Origin of the sequence: Acidovorax sp. 35-64-16 (assembly GCF_002281195.1) — a bacterium.
In the GTDB taxonomy this organism is placed as follows: Bacteria; Pseudomonadota; Gammaproteobacteria; order Burkholderiales; family Burkholderiaceae_C; genus Acidovorax; species Acidovorax defluvii.
Map to the genome: position 1 here is coordinate 1 of NZ_NCFM01000014.1, position 17104 is coordinate 17104.

The window sequence follows — 17104 nt, forward strand, 5'->3', positions numbered from 1 at the left end:
GCAAGCTGCTGACCATGCTCAACGCCATGGTCAGAACCGGCAAACCTTGGGACGCATCGCTTCATAGTGCTTGACTTTGAAGACGGTTACTCAGGGGGGGCATATCAGTGGCTGCGAATCATGGTGCCGTAGGCCTGATCGGTCAGGATTTCCAGCAGCATGGCGTGCGGCACGCGGCCGTCGATGATGTGCACGGCATTCACGCCAGCCCGGGCCGCATCCAGTGCACCCGCAATTTTGGGCAGCATGCCACCCGAAATGGTGCCATCGGCAAACAGCGCGTCAATCTCGCGCGCCGTGAGGTCGGTGAGCAGCTTGCCCGCCTTGTCCAGCACGCCGGGGGTGTTGGTCAGCAGCATCAGTTTTTCGGCCTGCAGCACCGTGGCCAGCTTACTGGCCACCACGTCGGCGTTGATGTTGTAGCTTTCGTTGTTTTCACCAAAACCAATGGGGCTGATGACCGGAATGAAGGCATCGTCCTGCAGCGCCTTGACCACGCTGGGGTCGATGGACACGATGTCGCCCACCTGGCCCACGTCGTGCTCAATGCTCGGGTCCTTGTTGTCCACCATCTTGAGCTTTTGCGCGCGGATCATGCCGCCGTCGCGCCCCGTCAGGCCCACGGCCTTGCCACCAGCCTGGTTGATCAGGCCCACAATGTCCTGCTGCACCTCGCCGGCCAGCACCCATTCGACCACTTCCATGGTTTCGGCATCGGTTACGCGCATGCCCTGGATGAAATGGCCTTTCTTGCCCAGGCGATTGAGCGCCGTCTCGATCTGAGGGCCGCCCCCGTGCACCACCACCGGGTTCATACCCACCAGCTTGAGCAGCACCACGTCCTCGGCAAAGTCGGCCTGCAGGTCGGGGTCGGTCATGGCGTTGCCGCCATATTTGATGACCATGGTCTTGCCATGGAACTTGCGGATATAAGGCAGCGCCTGGGCCAGAATTTCAGCCTTGTCGCGGGGTGCTATCGAAAGAAGGTCGGTCATGGGGGCGTGCCATCCGGTGAAAACAATGAGGCGCAAATTGTGCCGCATTCGCGCGCACTGCCTATCAGCTGCCCCTGCCCGTGATCAGCGCCGCAGCCAGCCAGGCACCTTGAAGCGCACGATGGCAAGGTAAGCCGCCACATAGCTCACAACAAACAGGCCGCAAAACGCCATCAGCACCGGTGTATTGCTCCAAAACAACACGGCAGGCACTACCGTCAGCAAGGTGAAGCCCCACAGGTAGGGCGATGTGCGGTTGTTACGCATCAGCACACGACGCGACTCATCGTCGTGGAACACGCTGCGCACAATGCGCCGATAAATCAATTGGTGGAAATGCAGCGCATCGGCAACACCCGGCGACACCCCGCGAACCGTCTTGCGATAGATGGAAAACAAGGTCTCCCACACCGGGTAGATCAGCAGCAGCAAGGGGAACCAGGGCGAGACATCCGCGTTGCGCTGCACCAGGGAAATGCTGGCCATGGCAATCACCACACCCCAGATGTAGGCGCCACCATCTCCCGCGAACAACATGCCTCGGGGGTAATTCCACACCAGAAACCCACCGGTTGCAGCCGCAGTGCATACCAGCAGCGCCGCCAGTCCCCGGTCGCCCACCTGCAGCGCCACATGGGCCAGTGCAAGACAGACGATGATGGCCACCATGCCCGCCAGACCGTTGTAACCGTCAATGATGTTGAAGGCGTGGGGCAGCCCCGTCACGGCCAGCAGCGCAATGCCCAGGCCCAGCCAGGGCGCAGCCACCAGCAGGGTGTCTAGCCATGGCATGCCCAGGCGCGGCACAGCCATGTCCAACAAGCTGATGGCCAGCAAACCCGACATTCCGGTGAAAGCAAGTCGATAGCGCACTGTTAACCGTTGGGTCAGATCTTCGGCAATGCCACTCACAGCCGCCGGCAACACCACCAACAACCACAACCCCACCCAGCCGCCCAACCGAAGAGAACCAGAGTCCCCCCACCATTGCGATTGCGCCACCCCCAGCACCCAGCTGCAACACATTCCCAACAGAACCGCAGCGCCACCTACGCGGGGCACATCTCCCAGATGAAAGCGCTGGGGCATGCCATTGCCATACACGGACGCGTGACCGCTCATCCAGCGGACGATAAGCCCCGCCACCAACGCCGCCACTGCAAAAGCCACCAAAGACAACCAGATCATGAACGACCGATGGTACCTTCGCTTTTGTCCTGCGCGCGTAACATTTGGCACGCCTGCCAGTACACCGGCGAGCGCCATAGCCTTAGCAGACTTTGCACATGCCAGCGCAGATGTAACCATCGACGATGGCTGGCGCGCTGCCCGGCGTGCACCACCTGAGCGGGTGCAGGCGCCAGCGCAAGGCCCGCCAGGCGCAGACGCAGACACAAGTCAACGTCTTCGCAGTACATGAAATAGGCCTCGTCAAATCCCTGCAGTCTCTGCCACACAGGCTGCGGCAACACCAGACAGGCGGCATTTACCCAGTCCACACGCGCTTCCCGCTGGCCCAGCACCCGCCGTCGAAACAGCGCCGCGGGCGTGGGCAAAGCGCGCGCGCTGTCTTGCCAGCACCCAACGTTGTCTATCTGAACCGGATACGAACAGCCCACGCCTGGCTGCGCAGCGGCCTGAACCATCGCTTCCAGGGGATCACACCCATCCCACCGGACATCAGGGTTGAGCACACACACAAACGGCTCGCCAGCCCCGGATAGTGCGCGGTTATGGTTGGCCCCAAAACCCAAAGGTCGAATATTGCGCACGATGTGTAGCGCAAATGGCCAGCCCGCCGCAGGTGGCTGTGGCGCTGCTTCGGGCTGGTTCAGTGTGAGCACCACGCGGGAGATCCTGCCCCTGCTGAAGCGAACCAAATCGTTCAACAAGCCCTGCACTTGATGTTTATGTCCATGGCTGACTACTGACACCACCACAAGCCCTGATGAACCGCAGTCTGGTGCGGCCTCACTTGCCAGTGGCTGCATGGTGATCACGGCACCAATGCGCTGTTGACCTGAGCAACGCTTGCCTGCCGATCCTCACCCACCAGGGCCTGAAGACGGAGGCGTGACACCAGATACAAATACCGCGCCTGCGCCAGATCACGCTGGGCCGTGGTTTTCTGCTGTTGTGCATTCAGCACATCCACCGTGGTGCGCGAGCCGGCCTGAAACGACTTCTGATTCGACAGCACCGCCTGTTCGGCAGAGCGCACCGCCTGCTCCAGTGCCCTGACACGCAAAACGCCCTCCGTCACACCGCGAAACTCGCGGTGTACCCGCACGCCCAGATCCAGGCGCGTGGCCTCCAGCGCCTCACGCGCACGCTCTTGCGCTGCCACCGCCTGCCGCACGGCGGAGCTGACAGCGCCGCCCGCATACAAGGGCACCGAAAGCTGCAGGCCAATGGTCTTGTTGTCATAGCGCGAATTGACGTTGGTCACGCTGTCGCTGCTGCTGCGCGACCACTGCGCCACCGCATCGAGCGTCGGCTTGTGGCCCGCCTTCGCCTTCTCCACCTCCTCGCGCGCGGCATCGAGCTGCGCACGCAGGGACTGCATCTCGGGGCTGGCCTGCTCCGCGCGGTCCACCCAGGCGTCCAGCTGATTGGGCGTGGGCAATGCCGGGGTAAACCGCTGCACATCCAGGGGCGCCAGCACATCCACCTGCCGACCCGTCAGCACCTCCAGGCGCCGGCGGGTGAACTCCACGTTCTGCTGCGCTTCCAGCTCCTGGGCCAGCGTCAGGTCCAGCCGGGCCTGCGCTTCATCGACATCGGTACGCGTGCCCGATCCCGCCTGCAGCCCCCTGCGCGCAGCCTCCAGCTGCGTGGTGTAGGTGGACTTTTGCGCCCCCACCAGCAGCACCTGGTCCTGTGCCAGCAGCGCATCAAAGTACGCCTCGCCCACCCGGGTCACCAGTGACTGCTCATCGCGTTCGAGCGCCGCATCGGCATCCTTGACCTGCGCCTGCGCCTGGCGCACCTGCGCACTCACATAGGGCCGGTACAACGGCTGGCGCACCGACAGCGTCTGGCTGCCGCTGTAATACTGGTTCTCGGTCGTGGTGGGCTGACCCAGGATGTTGAGCGTCCGGCTGGTCAGGTCATTGTGGTTGCGGTTCGCGTTCAAGCTCACGTTGGGCAACTGCTGGGCACGCGCCTGCGGCAACCGCTCACGGCTGGCCTCGGCCCCTGCGCGTGCAGCGCGGATGGTGGCATCGTTCTCATAGGCCGCTTCATAGGCCTGTCGCAAGTCCATTGACCAGGCGGGCAGCGCCAGCCCCATGCCCAGCCATGCCAGGCAAGCGCTGGCCAGGCGGGCGCGCGGCGCAAATGCAGTGCGGTACTTCATGGGCTCACTCCTCCGTCATTGAAGCGGCCAGCCGCTTGGTCAGCGGATGCAGCAAATACGTCAGCATCGACCGCTCACCGGTCTTAAAGATCACTTCGACCGGCATACCCGGCTGCAACTGGCGCTTGCCCAAGTGCTCAAGCCCCTCGGGCGTCACCTGCACACGCGCCAGGTAATAGCTCACATTGGTCTGCGGCTCGGTCAGCAAATCCGCCGAGATCGACACCACCTTGCCCCCCACCACCAGTTGGGGCGAATGCGCGAAAGAAGAAAACCGAACATCTACGGGCAAATCAGCGTGCACGCGGTCGATCAGGTGCGGCGCCACATGGGCTTCCAACAACAGCGGCGCCCCCTTGGGCACAATGTCCATGAGCTTTTGCCCCGGTTGCACCACCCCGCCCACGGTCTGTACCGCCAGGCCCACCACCTGGCCACTGGCGGGTGCCTTGATCTCGGTGCGCGCCAGCTCATCCGTCACGGCGCGCATCTTCTCGTTGTCTGCCAGCACCTCGCGACTCACGTCGGCCAGCTGGGTTTCCACCTCTTTGCGGTGCTCCTGCTTTCTCGACAGCGCACGTTGGCGCATCTCGCCAATGGAACGGCGTGCGCGCTCGGTGTTGCCCATCAGGTCAGCGATGGCCGTGCTCGAATCAGCCACCATGCGTTCCATCTCCAGCTGGCGGTTGCGCGGCGCATAGCCCTCCTTGACCAACCCCCGCAAATGGCCCAACTCCTCATTGATCAGGCGCAACTGGCTCGAGCGGTTCTCCAGCATCCCCTTGTAGGCCACCAGCAACCCCTCCTGGCCCTGAATACTCTCCTCGATCGACTGCAGGTCCGAGCGCAGCAGGCTGCGCCGCGTCATGAACAACTGTTCCTGGTTCTGCATCTGCTGGCGAATCAGCGGATCGGTGCTGGCCGCCACCAGATCCGGGTGGAACGTGATCGACGCCTGCCCCGACTGCTCGGCCAGCAGCCGTCCCTGCATCGCGCGCAGCCCCAGATAGCGCTGGCGCACCGACTCATAGTTGGAGCGCGCCACGGCAGAGTCCAGGCGAATGAGCAACTGCCCTTCCTGCACCTCATCGCCCTCGCGCACCAGCACCTCCTGCACGAGGCCGCCACTGAGATGCTGCACGGCCTTGCGCTTGGTATCGATGGCCACCGTGCCCGGTGCGGGCACACCTTCGTCCAGCGGCGCCAGCGCTGCCCAAGCCAAAAAGCCCCCAAAGCCGAGGATCAGCGCCCACAGACCAATACGCCCCGGACGTCCAGAATCCTTTTTTGCTACATTATCAGTAGCAATTGAACTAGATTCCACAGGCGCTAAGCCGGTTTTCTTATCTAAAGACAACAAAGATTTGACCATATCAGTACCCGACAGAAAGAGGTATCCATAAAAGAAGACATAGCGCAACAGGCCTGCACATCACGCGGCCTGAGGGCGCAAAGCGCCTGAACCCTCAGGCCCGGATTGCGCCGTGCGAAGCGCGGCCAGCACCTCATCACGCGGTCCATCCGCCTTCACCACGCCATTGCGCAGAATCAGCACACGATCGGCCACCGCCACAATGCCCGGGCGGTGCGTGATCAAGAACACCGTACAACCCTTCACTTTGAGCTCCTGCACAGCGCCCACCAAAGCCGCCTCGCCTACGTCGTCCAAATTGGCATTGGGTTCGTCCAGCACCACCAACACCGGATCGCCATACATCGCGCGCGCCAGCCCTATGCGCTGGCGCTGGCCGCCCGACAGCAGGTGACCTGCTTCGCCAATCGGCGTGTCGTATCCTTTTGGAAAGCGCAAAATCATCTCGTGCAGGCCAGCACTGCGCGCAGCAGCAATCACCTTTTCGGGAGACACCTCGCCAAAGCGTGCAATGTTCTCGGCAATCGATCCCTCGAACAGTTCCACGTCCTGCGGCAGATAACCCACGTAGGGCCCCAGCTCATTGCGGTCCCAGCCTGCAATCGGCAAACCATCGAGAAGCACTTCGCCCGACACATCAGGCCAGATACCCAACATGCAGCGCGCCAAAGTCGACTTGCCCGAGCCCGAAGGGCCCAGAACCACCGTCACCGTGCCAGCCGACACCGCTACGCTCACGCCCTTGAGAATGGGCTCTGCCCTGCCCGGTGCCACCGCCACCACATCACGCAAAGCCAGCGCGCCCTGTGGCGCCACGCGCGACAGCGCCGGATCACGCTCGGGGTGGGCAGCCAGCAAGGCCTCCAGCCGCCTGAAAGCGCTGCGCGCCCCGATGAAACCGCGCCACGTACCCACCAGCATGTCAATCGGCGCCAGCGCCCGCGACATCAGCACATTGGCAGCGATCATGCCGCCCGGCGACAACTGCCCATCAATCACCAGCAACGCGCCTGCGCCCAGAGCCAGCGACTGCTGCGAATAGCGGATGAACTTGCTCCACGCCGTGATGCGGTGCGTGAGCGCCTGCGCCCGGCCCTGCAGTTGCTGCGCATGGGCATGGCGCTTTGCCCAGTGCGGGCGCAGGTTGTGCACCATGCCCATGGGCTCCAGCACCTCGGCATTGCGCAGCTTGCCCTGCAGGTACGACGTTGCTTCGCTGCCCGCCTTGGAAGCCTCCTCGGCCGGTGCCACCGTGGTCCGGTGACCGAACCAGGCCAGCGCACCCTGCACCGCCGCGAAGAACAGCGACAGAAAGCCCAGCATCGGGTGCAGGATGAACAACACCGCCATGTAAACAGGCGTCCATGGTGTGTCAAAGAAAGCCAAAATGCCATTGCCCGTCAGAAACTGGCGAATCTGGATCAAATCGCCGAAAGCGCGCGCCGGGCTCACGCCCGAAGGCGCCAGGTTTGCCTCGAAGCTGGCATTGAACACCCGCGTTCCCAGCAACGCATCGAGCCGCACCCCCGAGCGCACCAGCACGCGCGAGCGCATCCACTCGGCAAACGCCATCACGCAAAACAGGAACAGGGTGATCAGCGACATCGCCAGCAGCGTCAGCTCGCTGCGGCTGCTCATCACCCGGTCGAAAATCTGCAGCATGTACAGCGTGGGCGAGAGCATGAGCACATTGGCCACCATGCTGAAAGCACCCACCACCAGAAACTCGCGGCGAAAAACCCACAGCGCCTGGGTCAGCTCGCTGCGCTCAAAAAAACCAGGGGTCGTCATGAAAGGCTACCTTGTGAAAATCAGGATGCAGCCAACGCCGGGCCACGCGCAGCCGGCGCGGCGGGCTGCTGCGCCTGCTGCTGCGCTTGGTGCAGCGCCGCCAGCACCTCATCGCGGGGGCCAAAAGCCTGCTGCATGCCATCGCGCAGCACCAGCATCTTGTCGGCCACGGCCAGCACGCTGGTGCGGTGCGTCATGACCACAAAGGTCGTTCCGCGCGCCTTGCTCTCTTGAATGGCGCGGGCCAGCGCCGCATCACCCTCTTCGTCCAGGCTTGAATTGGGCTCGTCCAGCACCACGAAGACCGGGTCGCCATACAGCGCCCGCGCCAGTCCCACGCGCTGGCGCTGCCCACCCGACAGGCGCGCGCCCTCAGGCCCCACCGGGCTGTCGTAGCCCAGCGGCAGCGAAAGAATGAACTCATGCAGGCCAACGGCCCGAGCCGCCGCCTCGACCTTGGCGGGCTCGACCTCGGCAAAGCGTGCGATGTTTTCAGCCAACGTGCCCTCGAACAGCTCCACGCCCTGCGGCAGGTAGCCCAGATGCGCGCCCAGTTCGGCCTTGTTCCAGGTGTGGATGTCGGCGCCATCCAGGCGCACCTTGCCGCCCTGCGCCGGCCACAGCCCGACCAGCAGGCGCGCCAGCGTCGTCTTGCCCGCTGCAGACGGCCCCACCACCGCCAGCACCTCGCCCGGCGCCAGCGCAAACTGCACGCCGCGCAAGATGGGCGCGGGGCTGCCAGGGGCGCCAGCCACCAGCTGCTCGACCTGCAGCGCGCCGCGCGGCGCAGGCAACGCCATGCCTGGCGGCCGTGCCGGCACCGCCGCCAACAGCCCATCGAGCCGCGCCCAGGCATCGCGCGCATTCACCACCGTCTGCCACTGCGACACCACCTGCACCAGCGGCGCCAGCATGCGCCCGCCCAATATGGACGCCACAATCATCATCCCCCCGCCGCCATTGAGCTCGTTGTGCAACAGCAACCAGCACCCCAACCCGAGCAGCAAGGAGCTGAGCGTGTTCTGCAGCAGCTTCGAAATAGCCTGAAAGCCCCCTGCCCGCTCCGAGGCCAGCGCCTGCAGATCCAGAAAATCGCGCTGCTTGAGCAGCCAGCGGCGGTGCGTGTCGCGCAGCATGCCCATCGACTCGATCACCTCGGCATTGCGCAGCGTGTTGTCGGCATATTGCTGCGCCTCGATGGCCGCGCGGTTGGCCTGCATCAGCGGCGGCTGGGTGCTGCGCTCATTGAGCCACGCCACCAGCGTCTGCAGCACGGCAAATACCAGTGCCGACCAGCCCAGCACCGGGCTGATCAGGAACAGCAGCACCATCATCACCAGCGAAATGGGGGACTCCAGCAACGCCAGCAGCACCGGCGAATACAAAAAGTCACGCACCTGCCGGAAGTCATTGAGCGGCTGCTGCGTGCCCCCAGGAAGGCGGCGCAGGTTGGCCTCGAAAATGGCATTGAAAATGCGCGTGCTCATCTTGTGGTCCAGCTCCACGCTGGCTGCGCGCATCACCTCGCTGCGCGCCCACTCCAGCACCTCCATCACCACGTAGGCTCCCAGCACCAGAAGGGTGAGCATGACCAGCGTGGTGTGGCTGCGGCTGTTGACCACCCGGTCGTACACCTCCAGCATGTAGCCCGAAGGCGCCAGCACCAGCAGGCTGCAGACCAGACTGAACCAGCCAGAACGCACAAAAAAAGGCCGCAGCGAAGCGATGGCCTCGCGCAGCTCGGACGGTTGTTGTTTTTGCTTCATTGCACTTCTTCGACCACGATGTATTCGGGAATCTCGCCCTCGGCGCCATCAACTGCATCCGTTCCAGTGTGGGCCTGGACATTGCTGCTTTCCTGGGCGCTCACCAGCATGAACGCCAGCTCAAAAACGCCGTCGCTGCGCCGCGAAAGCACGATCTCGCGCAGCTTTTGCGTGTGAAAACGTTCCTCGTCCTGCGCTGCCAGCGCCAGCTGAAAACGCATGCGCCCATCCAGCGTGAACATCGACAACTGCCCTGCCTTCAGGCTCAGCGTGTGCCGGTCAAAGTACACCGGGCAACTGTCGGCAAAGCGCAACAGCGGCAAAGGCTTGTCGCCCAGGCGCGCCAGATTGAAAGGGCTTTGCGGGTGCTGAAACACCAGCCGCGCCGTGCGCGAAACCGAATAGATAGCGTTGCAGACCATCTGCGAGCCCATCTCGGGAAACTGCTCGCGCAGCTGGCGATAGCTCAGGTGGTGCAACGCCACCCGGTTCCACACCTTGGTCTGCTGCACCAGCGGCGCCAGCACATTGCACACGCGCGCAAAACCCACCTGCAAGGCCTGCAGGCGCTGCACCTGTTCGGAGTCGGCTTGTAGAGGGATGCGCAGCACGGAATTCATAAAGAGTGGCGAGTTTAACCACTTCTTATATGAAATTCATATAGGAAGCCCGCGTGTCGACATAAAACCAACATGCGCCTCCTGCAGACAGGCGGGGACCGCGGATTCAAAAGCACCTGATACTGAGGTTGCCCCTGAAAAGTGGAGTTCTTATTGATCCGGCACGGTTTATTCCTGAGATTCGATATCGTTCACCCTGAGTTTTTCGAAGAGCTTCGACAAACTCAGTCCGAACGGGGTTCACGAATAATTCGCGCCGAATCAATAGAACCTGTTCAAAATCTCTTGAGCAAGAGTGCCAGGAATGCCAGATGAATGAACTGCAAGCTGGTGTTCAGATGCCTCTCGCAGTTCTTCCACAGCCGCCTGTTTTTTTCCAGCCACGCAAAGCTGCGCTCCACGACCCAGCGCTTGGGCATGACCTTGAACGTGTGCAGCTCGCTGCGCTTGGCAATCTGCACCGTCACCTGCTCGCCCAAGATGCCCGTGACCCCTTGCGCAAAGGGCTGGCCCACGTAGCCACTGTCACACAGCAGGCTTTGCACCTTGTTCAGGCGCGGTTTGCAGCGCTGCAATGCCTGCAAGGCTCCCTTGCGATCCGTCACCTCTGCCGTGGTAACGGCGATAGCGTGTGGTAGCCTGCAGCCGCACATGCAGGCCAGCCTGGTCAAAGACGCGCTGGCCATGGCGTGGTGGCGCCGTAGCGCATCACTCAGGCAGGCAGCTTCGATCTCGTTCATCGTTTCGCGATCCACGGCGCCGATCTGATGCAAAGCCTGCATCGTCTCGTGAATGGCTCCCAAGGCCTCGCTGCGCGGTTTGGCACGCATCCTGACACCGACTACGGCATGACCACGCTGGTGTGGACTTCCACTTTCAGCGCACGCTTGATGGCGGCGAAGATCGCCGAGATGTTGCTCATGGTTGGATTGCCCGATGCCGACAGCATCCGGTGCAGGCTCTTAGCCGGTTTGTGGATCTCCTCAGCCAGTGACTCGAACCCGACCGTCGCGTTCACCAGGTCGCGCAGGATCAGTTTGGCCGTGTCGGGCTCGCCATCGATGAACAGGGTGATCGCCTCGTCCAGCAGCGCCTGCGCAAAAGCCGGATCGCTCTGCACACGGGCAGCCACGGTTTCTTTGAAATCACGGGTCAGTGCCATGGTTCACGTTCCTTTTTTCGTTTGTGCCTTACGGCGCTTGTAGTCTTCCCACAAGGCCACAGCCTCATCAATGTCCTTCTGCTGGCCCTTCTTTGTGCCACCACCGATCAGGATGATGATCTTCAGACCGTCCTTGGCCAGGTAGATACGGTAACCCGGCCCCCAGTCGATCTTGTACTCGCCAATGCCCCGGAACCACTCCACGTTGGAGAAATTGCCCTGTTCCATCCGCGCAGCGGCCACACTGACCTTGGCGGCGGCCATCGGGTCGAGTGTGGCAAACCACGCTGCGTAGGGGCTGCTTCCATCGGGCAGGAGCAGTTCTTTGACTTGGTAGCTCATTGAAGAAATGGTAACACATACGTTCCCATTGACGCCACTTGTATTGTGGGCGGCCCCCTGTGCCAATATGACCTGCGCCACCTTCCTCCGAAAGATTAGTGAGTAAAGAGGCAGGTAACGGAAGCGGCTGCATTCACATCAACGTCGTTGCCGGAATTGCCCGAGTCAGTAACGTTGGTCAGAGTCAGGGACTGACCAGAAGCCAGCGTGTAAGCGCGGGCTGCAGCGTTGACGTTGACCGTGTCGATTTCGAGAGAAACCAGGCCGGAAATGGTGGACACGTCGTAGTCAGCCGTTGCGCTCTTTATATAGAGGTTTTCAATACCAACCAAAGTTGGAAGAGCAGGGTTTGCGCTGCTGTTATACAGCTTCACAGTATCAGTGCCTGCACCGCCGTTGATTTGATCAGCAGCCGAAGCGGTATTGTTGTCGCCGATGAAGGTGTCATTGCCAGCCGTACCGGTCAGAACGTCAACACTGTTAGTGAGCGTAATAGCCAGCTACTCAGCAATCTCTTTACGAATCAAAGACTTACGCGCGTTTTGAAGCCCTCGAAACGCTTACTTCCGACGACTTTCCTACCGTAAAAGGCATATTTTCAGTCTTATCGGATATTTTCTTTGTGTTTTCAAAGACTTAGCCGCGTCACCTATCTATATAGACGCAATTTGCAGCCAATCCGACGCACCAACTACCTACCAACCGAAGCCATCTAGTTCAAAGGCCACCCAATGTGTCTCATCGGGTGGCCTTTGTGCCTTTTGGGTGGCTCAGGATGCTGTGGTCATTGTGGCGGATCAGGCGGCCTGATTGCCGTGTTCGGTGCCTTGAGGATGACGCCAATCGCGCCGTCATCGCGGGTAACAAATTCAATGCCTGCCCGGGTCAGGGCCTTGGCCACTTTGTTGAGGGTCGAGCCCCGGCTGTCGGCCAGTGCTCCTTCCATGCGCAGCAGCGCCGACATCGAGATATCCGAAGCCTTGAGAAGGTCTTCCCGGCTCCAGCCCAGCATCGCGCGTGCGGCGCGGATCTGTCTTCCGTCGATCATCGTCGACTCCTTTTGGTAGGTAAAAATATCTGCTCGTCTAGATGCTTTTTATGTCTTTTAGGACGCATTATATGCATAACATGACCTTCAATTGTTGAAGGAGGAAGACGATGCCAGCACAAGCCTTGACCACCGAATTTCTGGCCACGCTGCCAGGCCGCGAGCCCGCCTCTGGGGCTGTGGGTTACTTTGATACCGAGATCAAGGGCTTCCTGCTGGAGCATCGCGCCAGCGGTGGTGCCACCTTTTACTTCCGCTACCGCGATGCAGCCGGCAAGGTGCGCCTGAACCACATTGGCCGCTCCGACGAGATTTCGCTGTCGGACGCCCGGGCGAAGGCGCACAAGATGAAGCAAATGGGCACCGAGGGTGGCGACCCCAAGGTAGAAAGCCATCGCTTCAAGGATGTGCCGACCTTCGGGGATTTCGTCCGGGATCGCTACCTGCCCTACGCCAAGACCCGAAAGCGCAGTTGGGAGACGGATGAGACGATGCTGCGCAACCACCTGCTGCCGGTGTTTGCCGAGTTCCGGATGAACCGGATTTCGCGCTCGGACGTGGTGGCGTTTCACCACGCAGTATTCGAGAAAGGCTATGCAGCGGGCACCTGCAACCGGATGATCGTATTGATGAAATTCATCTACAACTGCGCGATCCGCTGGGATGTGCTGCCGCCCAAGGGCAACCCCTGCGATGGAGTTGAGCCTTTCGAGGACAACGGCGCAAGGGAGCGGTATTTAACGCAGGCCGAAGTGCAGCAGTTGTTCGACGAACTCGATACCAATCGCAATGTGCAGGTGGGTCAAGTGATCCGGCTGCTGCTCTACACCGGCGCCCCCAAGCGCGAGGTGCTGGACGCCAAGTGGGATGACATCGATTGGGCGCGCCAGATCTTGACGGTGCCGGCGGCGCGCTCGAAGTCGAAGAAGGCGCGCTACATCCCGCTGTCTGATGCAGCAGCCATCGAGTTGCTGCAGACGCTGCCCCGGCAAGACGACATCCCTTGGGTGTTTTTCAACCCCAAGACAAAGAAGCCGCCGGTGTCGATCTTTTATGCCTGGGACTCGATCCGCAAGAAGGTGGGGCTGGCCGAAGTCCGGTTGCACGACTTGCGGCACAGCTACGCGAGTTTCCTGGTGAATGCTGGGCGGTCGCTGTACGAGGTGCAAAAGCTCCTGGGCCACCACGGCCCGAAGGTGACGATGCGCTACGCGCACCTCTCGCCGCAGGCGATGCTCGAGGCGGTGAATGTGGTGGGGAATGTCGTGGGCAGGCGGCCGGTGGTGGCGAACCCGGGGCAGGCGAGTGTCGCACTTGCGTGACACATTGGACCGAGGCGCGACAAAAACAGCTTGAAGCGCGACACAAAGCACGACATAATTTTGTCGCTCTTTGTCGTGCTTTCATGACATTGCGTGACAGATTCACCACGAGGAGCCAGATCCGATGCCACGAGCCACGCTGACCGAAGAACTTAAACTGATCGAATTCATCGTCGAGGCGCATCCGAGCGGTATAGGTATTGCTGGCATTGAGGCCGAGATGGCTCGGCGCCAAGGTGACAAGCCTAACCGTCGCACGCTGCAACGCCGCCTGAAAAAGCTCATCGACGAGCAGCGCTTGACCACCGAGGGCGAGAGCATCGCATTGGTCTACAAGCTGGTCTCCGGCAGCGTCGTGCCGGCCAGTGGTTCGATGACGCTGACCGCAACCGCAACGGCGGAGGCTGAGCTTTATGTCCCAGTATCCCCGGAAGGAGCAGTGATCCGTGATCAGGTTCGGCTCGCGCTGATGCATCGCCGCCCAGTAGGCTATCAGCGTGAATTCCTGCAGGCCTACCAGCCCGGAGAAACCTTCTACCTGCCCGAGTCGCTGCGACGGCAGTTGCACGAGATGGGGCGCACGTCTGCCAATGAGCGACCGGCGGGCACCTACGCGCGGGACATCCTGGGCCGACTGCTGGTCGATCTTTCGTGGGCCTCGTCGAAGCTCGAGGGCAACACCTACAGCCGGCTTGACACCCTGAATCTGATCGAGTTGGGGCAAGTCGCCAAGGGCAAGAACGCCATCGAAACGCAGATGATCCTGAACCACAAGGCGGCTATCGAAATGCTGATCGAAGATGCCGATGAGGTCAGCTTTGATGCCTTCACCTTCAAGAACCTGCACGCGGTGCTGTCCCAGGACTTGATGCGCGATCCGCAAGCGAGTGGCCGCTTGCGTCGGCGGCCGGTGGATATCTCGGGCACCGTGTTTCATCCGCTGGCACTACCGCAGGTGATTGAGGACTGTTTTATGCAGCTGCTGGACAAGGCTGCTGCTATCCCCGATCCGTTCGAACAAGCCTTCTTCCTGATGGTGCAATTGCCCTACCTGCAGCCGTTTGAAGATGTGAACAAGCGCGTCTCGCGCATCGGTGCCAACATTCCGCTCTTCAAGCACAACCTTTGCCCGCTTTCCTTCATTGATGTGCCGGAGCACGCCTACATCGAAGGAACGCTGGGGGTGTATGAACTTAACCAGATCGAGTTGTTGCGCGATGTGTTCGTCTGGGCCTACGAGCGCTCCTGCCAGCGGTATCTGGCCATCGCGCAAACGATGGTCGAACCCGACCCGCTGAAGATCAAGTACCGGGAGGCGCTGATTCAGGCGGTTCAGACGGTCGTCAAGGGGCTAAGGCAACCCAGTCCTGCGGTGATTGCCGAAGTGGCACAGGATCACGCCGCAGAAGCCGACCAGGCAGCCTTCAGGGAGATGCTTACGGCAGCACTGCAACAGTTGCACGAAGGCAGCATCGCGCGGTATCGACTGCGGCGCTCAGAGTACATCGCGTGGCAGCACGCGCAAGACCAGGCCTGAGTCGATCAAAACGTCGCTAGATGTCCATATTCCCCGACGCTTTGATGCCCGCCAGGATCCGTAAATTCCGGAAGCAAGCGACGTAAATCTCGGAATCATCGGCCTGAGAATTCCGCCAATTGGCGGATTTACGCTTCGGATGGTGAACTCAGAGCCACGCCACCCAGCCCTCAACGCCAAACTCCCCCGACCCCACCGCCGACAAAGGCAGTGAAATCGGGGGATCGTCGTTTCAGGTTGTCGTGCGCTACCGAGCCGGCCCGCGTCACTTGTCGAAGCTGCGCGCACCGGTGTAGCCCAGGTAGCCGGCGCCAAAGAGCCACCACAGGCTCTCGGGTACGCGCACCTGTCGCCGCAGGCGATGCTTGAGGCGGTCAACGTGGTGGGGAATGTGGTCGCCGGAGCTAGGGTGGGACGGACGGTGGCGGCGGCGAATCAGTCGCAAGCGGCAGTGGCCACCGCCTGATTTGTCCGAATAGTGTTGCTTACTTTCGGACATGAATCCTCGATACCTCGCATTTTGTCCGATTTGTGTATATCCTATTCGGACAGGAAGGCGCCATGCGAGGTCCCAGTCTCAATCTCAAATCACAGATCAGCCAACGCGTCGCCGGGCATCAGCCGGGCTACGTGTGGACGCCTGTCGACTTCCTCGACCTTGGGCCACGCGATGCCATCGACAAAGCGCTACAGCGCCTGGTGGCAACGGGAGATTTGCGGCGTGTGGATCGCGGCCTCTACGACCAGCCCCGACACAATGCACTGACAGGCAAGACTGCAGCACCAGACTACCGCAGCGTGATTGATGCGGTCAGCCGCCGAGACCAGGTGCGTGTGTTGGTCGACGGCATGACCGCTGCCAATGCCCTGGGGCTGACCGATGCCGTGCCTGCTCAAGTGGTGGTGCATACCGATGGACGCCTGCGGCCCATTCAATTGGGCAACCTCACCATCCAGTTTCGCTTGACGGCCGCTAGCAAGTTGTATTGGGCTGGCCACCCGGCCATGCAGGTCGTCCAGGCATTGCACTGGCTGCGCGACACCCTTTCCGAGCAGCGCGATGCTGTCATCGTCCGACTCACGCGATTGCTCGCCAGCGACGCCAGCGGAGTGCTGAAAGACGACCTCCGGCAAGGACTGCCCACACTGCCTGCGTGGATGCAGGACCTGCTGCGCGAAATCCTGAAGGAAGCCGACGAGGCCGATACTGGCAGTAGGCCTTACTTGATGGCTCCAATACGACCAGCATTTCCCGCTGAGCGGCACCTAGTCCACTGAATCATTGAGATTGGCTGTATCGACGCTGCGGATTGTCGTACTTCCACTTGATGGGTTTGGGGTCTTTGTTGTACTGGCGGATGTAGCGCATGAGCTTCTTGTCCAAGTCTTTGACCGAGGTGAAAACGCCCCTGCTGATGACGTCGCGCTGGATACGCGCGAACCAGTTCTCGACTTGATTGAGCCACGAAGAGTAGGTGGGGGTGTAGTGGATCCGCACGTTCGGGTGCCCTGCGAGAAACTCCTGCACCAGCACCGTCTTGTGGCTGCTGACGTTGTCGCAGATGACATGTATCTCCCGGCCCTGCTGCTGGCTATCTATGACATCGCCCAGGAAACTCACGAACTGCTCGCTGGTGTGTCGCGGCGCTGTCATGCCCAGCACCTCGCCAGTGGCTGTGTTCAGCGCAGCAAACAAGCTGAGCGTGCCGTTGCGCTTGTACTCAAACCCGTGGCTCTCGGCGCCAATTCAAAATTGACCACCTGGGGGTGCGGATAAAAACTTGGACTGGT

At 61.4% G+C, this 17104-nt stretch carries 16 protein-coding genes and 2 pseudogenes; 3 read left to right on the forward strand and 15 right to left on the reverse strand.

Translation table 11 applies throughout. The features are described from left to right. Positions 1-104: 104 nt before the first annotated feature. The 13 genes and pseudogenes from argB to B7Y64_RS10680 form a co-directional block, all read right to left on the reverse strand. The gene (gene argB, locus B7Y64_RS10620) at positions 105-995 is read right to left on the reverse strand and encodes an acetylglutamate kinase (RefSeq protein WP_024813012.1); all 891 of its coding nucleotides are present in this window, start codon (positions 993-995) and stop codon (positions 105-107) included. Between the two features lie 84 nt (positions 996-1079). Further along, positions 1080-2183, reverse strand: coding sequence for a glycosyltransferase (locus B7Y64_RS10625; RefSeq protein ID WP_291328837.1), 1104 nt, complete (start codon positions 2181-2183; stop codon positions 1080-1082). After that, positions 2180-2986 carry a glycosyltransferase gene (locus B7Y64_RS10630; protein ID WP_291326338.1) on the reverse strand — a complete coding sequence of 269 codons (807 nt, stop codon included), beginning with the start codon at positions 2984-2986 and terminating at the stop codon, positions 2180-2182. Before B7Y64_RS10630 ends, B7Y64_RS10625 begins: the two co-directional genes overlap by 4 nt. A 5-nt stretch (positions 2987-2991) precedes the next feature. Continuing rightward, positions 2992-4353, reverse strand: a complete 1362-nt coding sequence (locus B7Y64_RS10635) for a TolC family outer membrane protein (RefSeq protein ID WP_291326332.1) — start codon at positions 4351-4353, stop codon at positions 2992-2994. A gap of 4 nt (positions 4354-4357) precedes the next feature. Next, a complete protein-coding gene (locus B7Y64_RS10640) occupies positions 4358-5725 on the reverse strand; it encodes an HlyD family type I secretion periplasmic adaptor subunit (RefSeq protein ID WP_291326334.1) in 1368 nt (455 codons plus the stop codon). Between the two features lie 60 nt (positions 5726-5785). Beyond that, the gene (locus tag B7Y64_RS10645; protein ID WP_291328839.1) at positions 5786-7516 is read right to left on the reverse strand and encodes a type I secretion system permease/ATPase; all 1731 of its coding nucleotides are present in this window, start codon (positions 7514-7516) and stop codon (positions 5786-5788) included. A gap of 20 nt (positions 7517-7536) precedes the next feature. Beyond that, complete coding sequence (locus tag B7Y64_RS10650; RefSeq protein ID WP_291326678.1) at positions 7537-9282, reverse strand: type I secretion system permease/ATPase; 1746 nt, start codon at positions 9280-9282, stop codon at positions 7537-7539. Further along, positions 9279-9902 carry a hypothetical protein gene (locus tag B7Y64_RS10655; protein ID WP_291326676.1) on the reverse strand — a complete coding sequence of 208 codons (624 nt, stop codon included), beginning with the start codon at positions 9900-9902 and terminating at the stop codon, positions 9279-9281. The genes B7Y64_RS10650 and B7Y64_RS10655 overlap by 4 nt, the downstream gene beginning before the upstream one ends. Before the next feature lie 275 nt (positions 9903-10177). Then, positions 10178-10540, reverse strand: a pseudogene (locus tag B7Y64_RS10660) (transposase); the annotation flags it as partial. Between the two features lie 203 nt (positions 10541-10743). After that, positions 10744-11064, reverse strand: coding sequence for a transcriptional regulator (locus B7Y64_RS10665; protein ID WP_291326674.1), 321 nt, complete (start codon positions 11062-11064; stop codon positions 10744-10746). A gap of 3 nt (positions 11065-11067) precedes the next feature. Beyond that, the gene (locus B7Y64_RS10670) at positions 11068-11406 is read right to left on the reverse strand and encodes a type II toxin-antitoxin system RelE/ParE family toxin (protein ID WP_291326672.1); all 339 of its coding nucleotides are present in this window, start codon (positions 11404-11406) and stop codon (positions 11068-11070) included. A 95-nt stretch (positions 11407-11501) separates the two neighbouring features. Beyond that, positions 11502-11780, reverse strand: a complete 279-nt coding sequence (locus B7Y64_RS10675; protein ID WP_291328841.1) for a hypothetical protein — start codon at positions 11778-11780, stop codon at positions 11502-11504. 410 nt (positions 11781-12190) lie between these two features. Then, positions 12191-12454 carry an XRE family transcriptional regulator gene (locus tag B7Y64_RS10680; protein ID WP_291326258.1) on the reverse strand — a complete coding sequence of 88 codons (264 nt, stop codon included), beginning with the start codon at positions 12452-12454 and terminating at the stop codon, positions 12191-12193. A gap of 110 nt (positions 12455-12564) precedes the next feature. Between B7Y64_RS10680 and B7Y64_RS10685 the strand changes: the two genes are divergently transcribed. Together B7Y64_RS10685 and B7Y64_RS10690 are read left to right on the forward strand one after the other, a co-directional pair. Beyond that, positions 12565-13776 (forward strand): site-specific integrase, encoded by a 1212-nt coding sequence (locus B7Y64_RS10685; protein WP_291326256.1) that lies wholly within the window; start codon positions 12565-12567, stop codon positions 13774-13776. Between the two features lie 124 nt (positions 13777-13900). Next, positions 13901-15313, forward strand: a complete 1413-nt coding sequence (locus B7Y64_RS10690) for a Fic family protein (protein WP_291326254.1) — start codon at positions 13901-13903, stop codon at positions 15311-15313. A gap of 265 nt (positions 15314-15578) precedes the next feature. On the opposite strand, the gene B7Y64_RS10695 is transcribed toward B7Y64_RS10690, so the two are convergent. After that, on the reverse strand, positions 15579-15812 hold the full coding sequence (locus B7Y64_RS10695) for a hypothetical protein (RefSeq protein ID WP_291326252.1): 234 nt from the start codon (positions 15810-15812) through the stop codon (positions 15579-15581). Between the two features lie 62 nt (positions 15813-15874). Between B7Y64_RS10695 and B7Y64_RS10700 the strand changes: the two genes are divergently transcribed. Beyond that, entirely contained in the window at positions 15875-16591 is a 717-nt protein-coding gene (locus B7Y64_RS10700; protein ID WP_291326250.1) for a DUF6088 family protein, read from the forward strand. Position 16592: 1 nt separating this feature from the next. Here B7Y64_RS10700 and B7Y64_RS10705 read toward each other — a convergent pair. Further along, positions 16593-17054 (reverse strand): annotated as a pseudogene (locus B7Y64_RS10705) (IS630 family transposase); the annotation flags it as partial. Positions 17055-17104: the final 50 nt, after the last annotated feature.

What these genes read in the sequence shown, in the direction of transcription:
- argB (WP_024813012.1), bottom strand. Translation starts at nt 995, where the DNA reads ATGACCGACCTTCTTTCGATAGCACCCCGCGACAAGGCTGAAATTCTG.
- B7Y64_RS10625 (WP_291328837.1), bottom strand. Translation starts at nt 2,183, where the DNA reads ATGATCTGGTTGTCTTTGGTGGCTTTTGCAGTGGCGGCGTTGGTGGCG.
- B7Y64_RS10630 (WP_291326338.1), bottom strand. Translation starts at nt 2,986, where the DNA reads ATGCAGCCACTGGCAAGTGAGGCCGCACCAGACTGCGGTTCATCAGGG.
- B7Y64_RS10635 (WP_291326332.1), bottom strand. Translation starts at nt 4,353, where the DNA reads ATGAAGTACCGCACTGCATTTGCGCCGCGCGCCCGCCTGGCCAGCGCT.
- B7Y64_RS10640 (WP_291326334.1), bottom strand. Translation starts at nt 5,725, where the DNA reads ATGGTCAAATCTTTGTTGTCTTTAGATAAGAAAACCGGCTTAGCGCCT.
- B7Y64_RS10645 (WP_291328839.1), bottom strand. Translation starts at nt 7,516, where the DNA reads ATGACGACCCCTGGTTTTTTTGAGCGCAGCGAGCTGACCCAGGCGCTG.
- B7Y64_RS10650 (WP_291326678.1), bottom strand. Translation starts at nt 9,282, where the DNA reads ATGAAGCAAAAACAACAACCGTCCGAGCTGCGCGAGGCCATCGCTTCG.
- B7Y64_RS10655 (WP_291326676.1), bottom strand. Translation starts at nt 9,902, where the DNA reads ATGAATTCCGTGCTGCGCATCCCTCTACAAGCCGACTCCGAACAGGTG.
- B7Y64_RS10665 (WP_291326674.1), bottom strand. Translation starts at nt 11,064, where the DNA reads ATGGCACTGACCCGTGATTTCAAAGAAACCGTGGCTGCCCGTGTGCAG.
- B7Y64_RS10670 (WP_291326672.1), bottom strand. Translation starts at nt 11,406, where the DNA reads ATGAGCTACCAAGTCAAAGAACTGCTCCTGCCCGATGGAAGCAGCCCC.
- B7Y64_RS10680 (WP_291326258.1), bottom strand. Translation starts at nt 12,454, where the DNA reads ATGATCGACGGAAGACAGATCCGCGCCGCACGCGCGATGCTGGGCTGG.
- B7Y64_RS10685 (WP_291326256.1), top strand. Translation starts at nt 12,565, where the DNA reads ATGCCAGCACAAGCCTTGACCACCGAATTTCTGGCCACGCTGCCAGGC.
- B7Y64_RS10690 (WP_291326254.1), top strand. Translation starts at nt 13,901, where the DNA reads ATGCCACGAGCCACGCTGACCGAAGAACTTAAACTGATCGAATTCATC.
- B7Y64_RS10695 (WP_291326252.1), bottom strand. Translation starts at nt 15,812, where the DNA reads ATGTCCGAAAGTAAGCAACACTATTCGGACAAATCAGGCGGTGGCCAC.
- B7Y64_RS10700 (WP_291326250.1), top strand. Translation starts at nt 15,875, where the DNA reads ATGCGAGGTCCCAGTCTCAATCTCAAATCACAGATCAGCCAACGCGTC.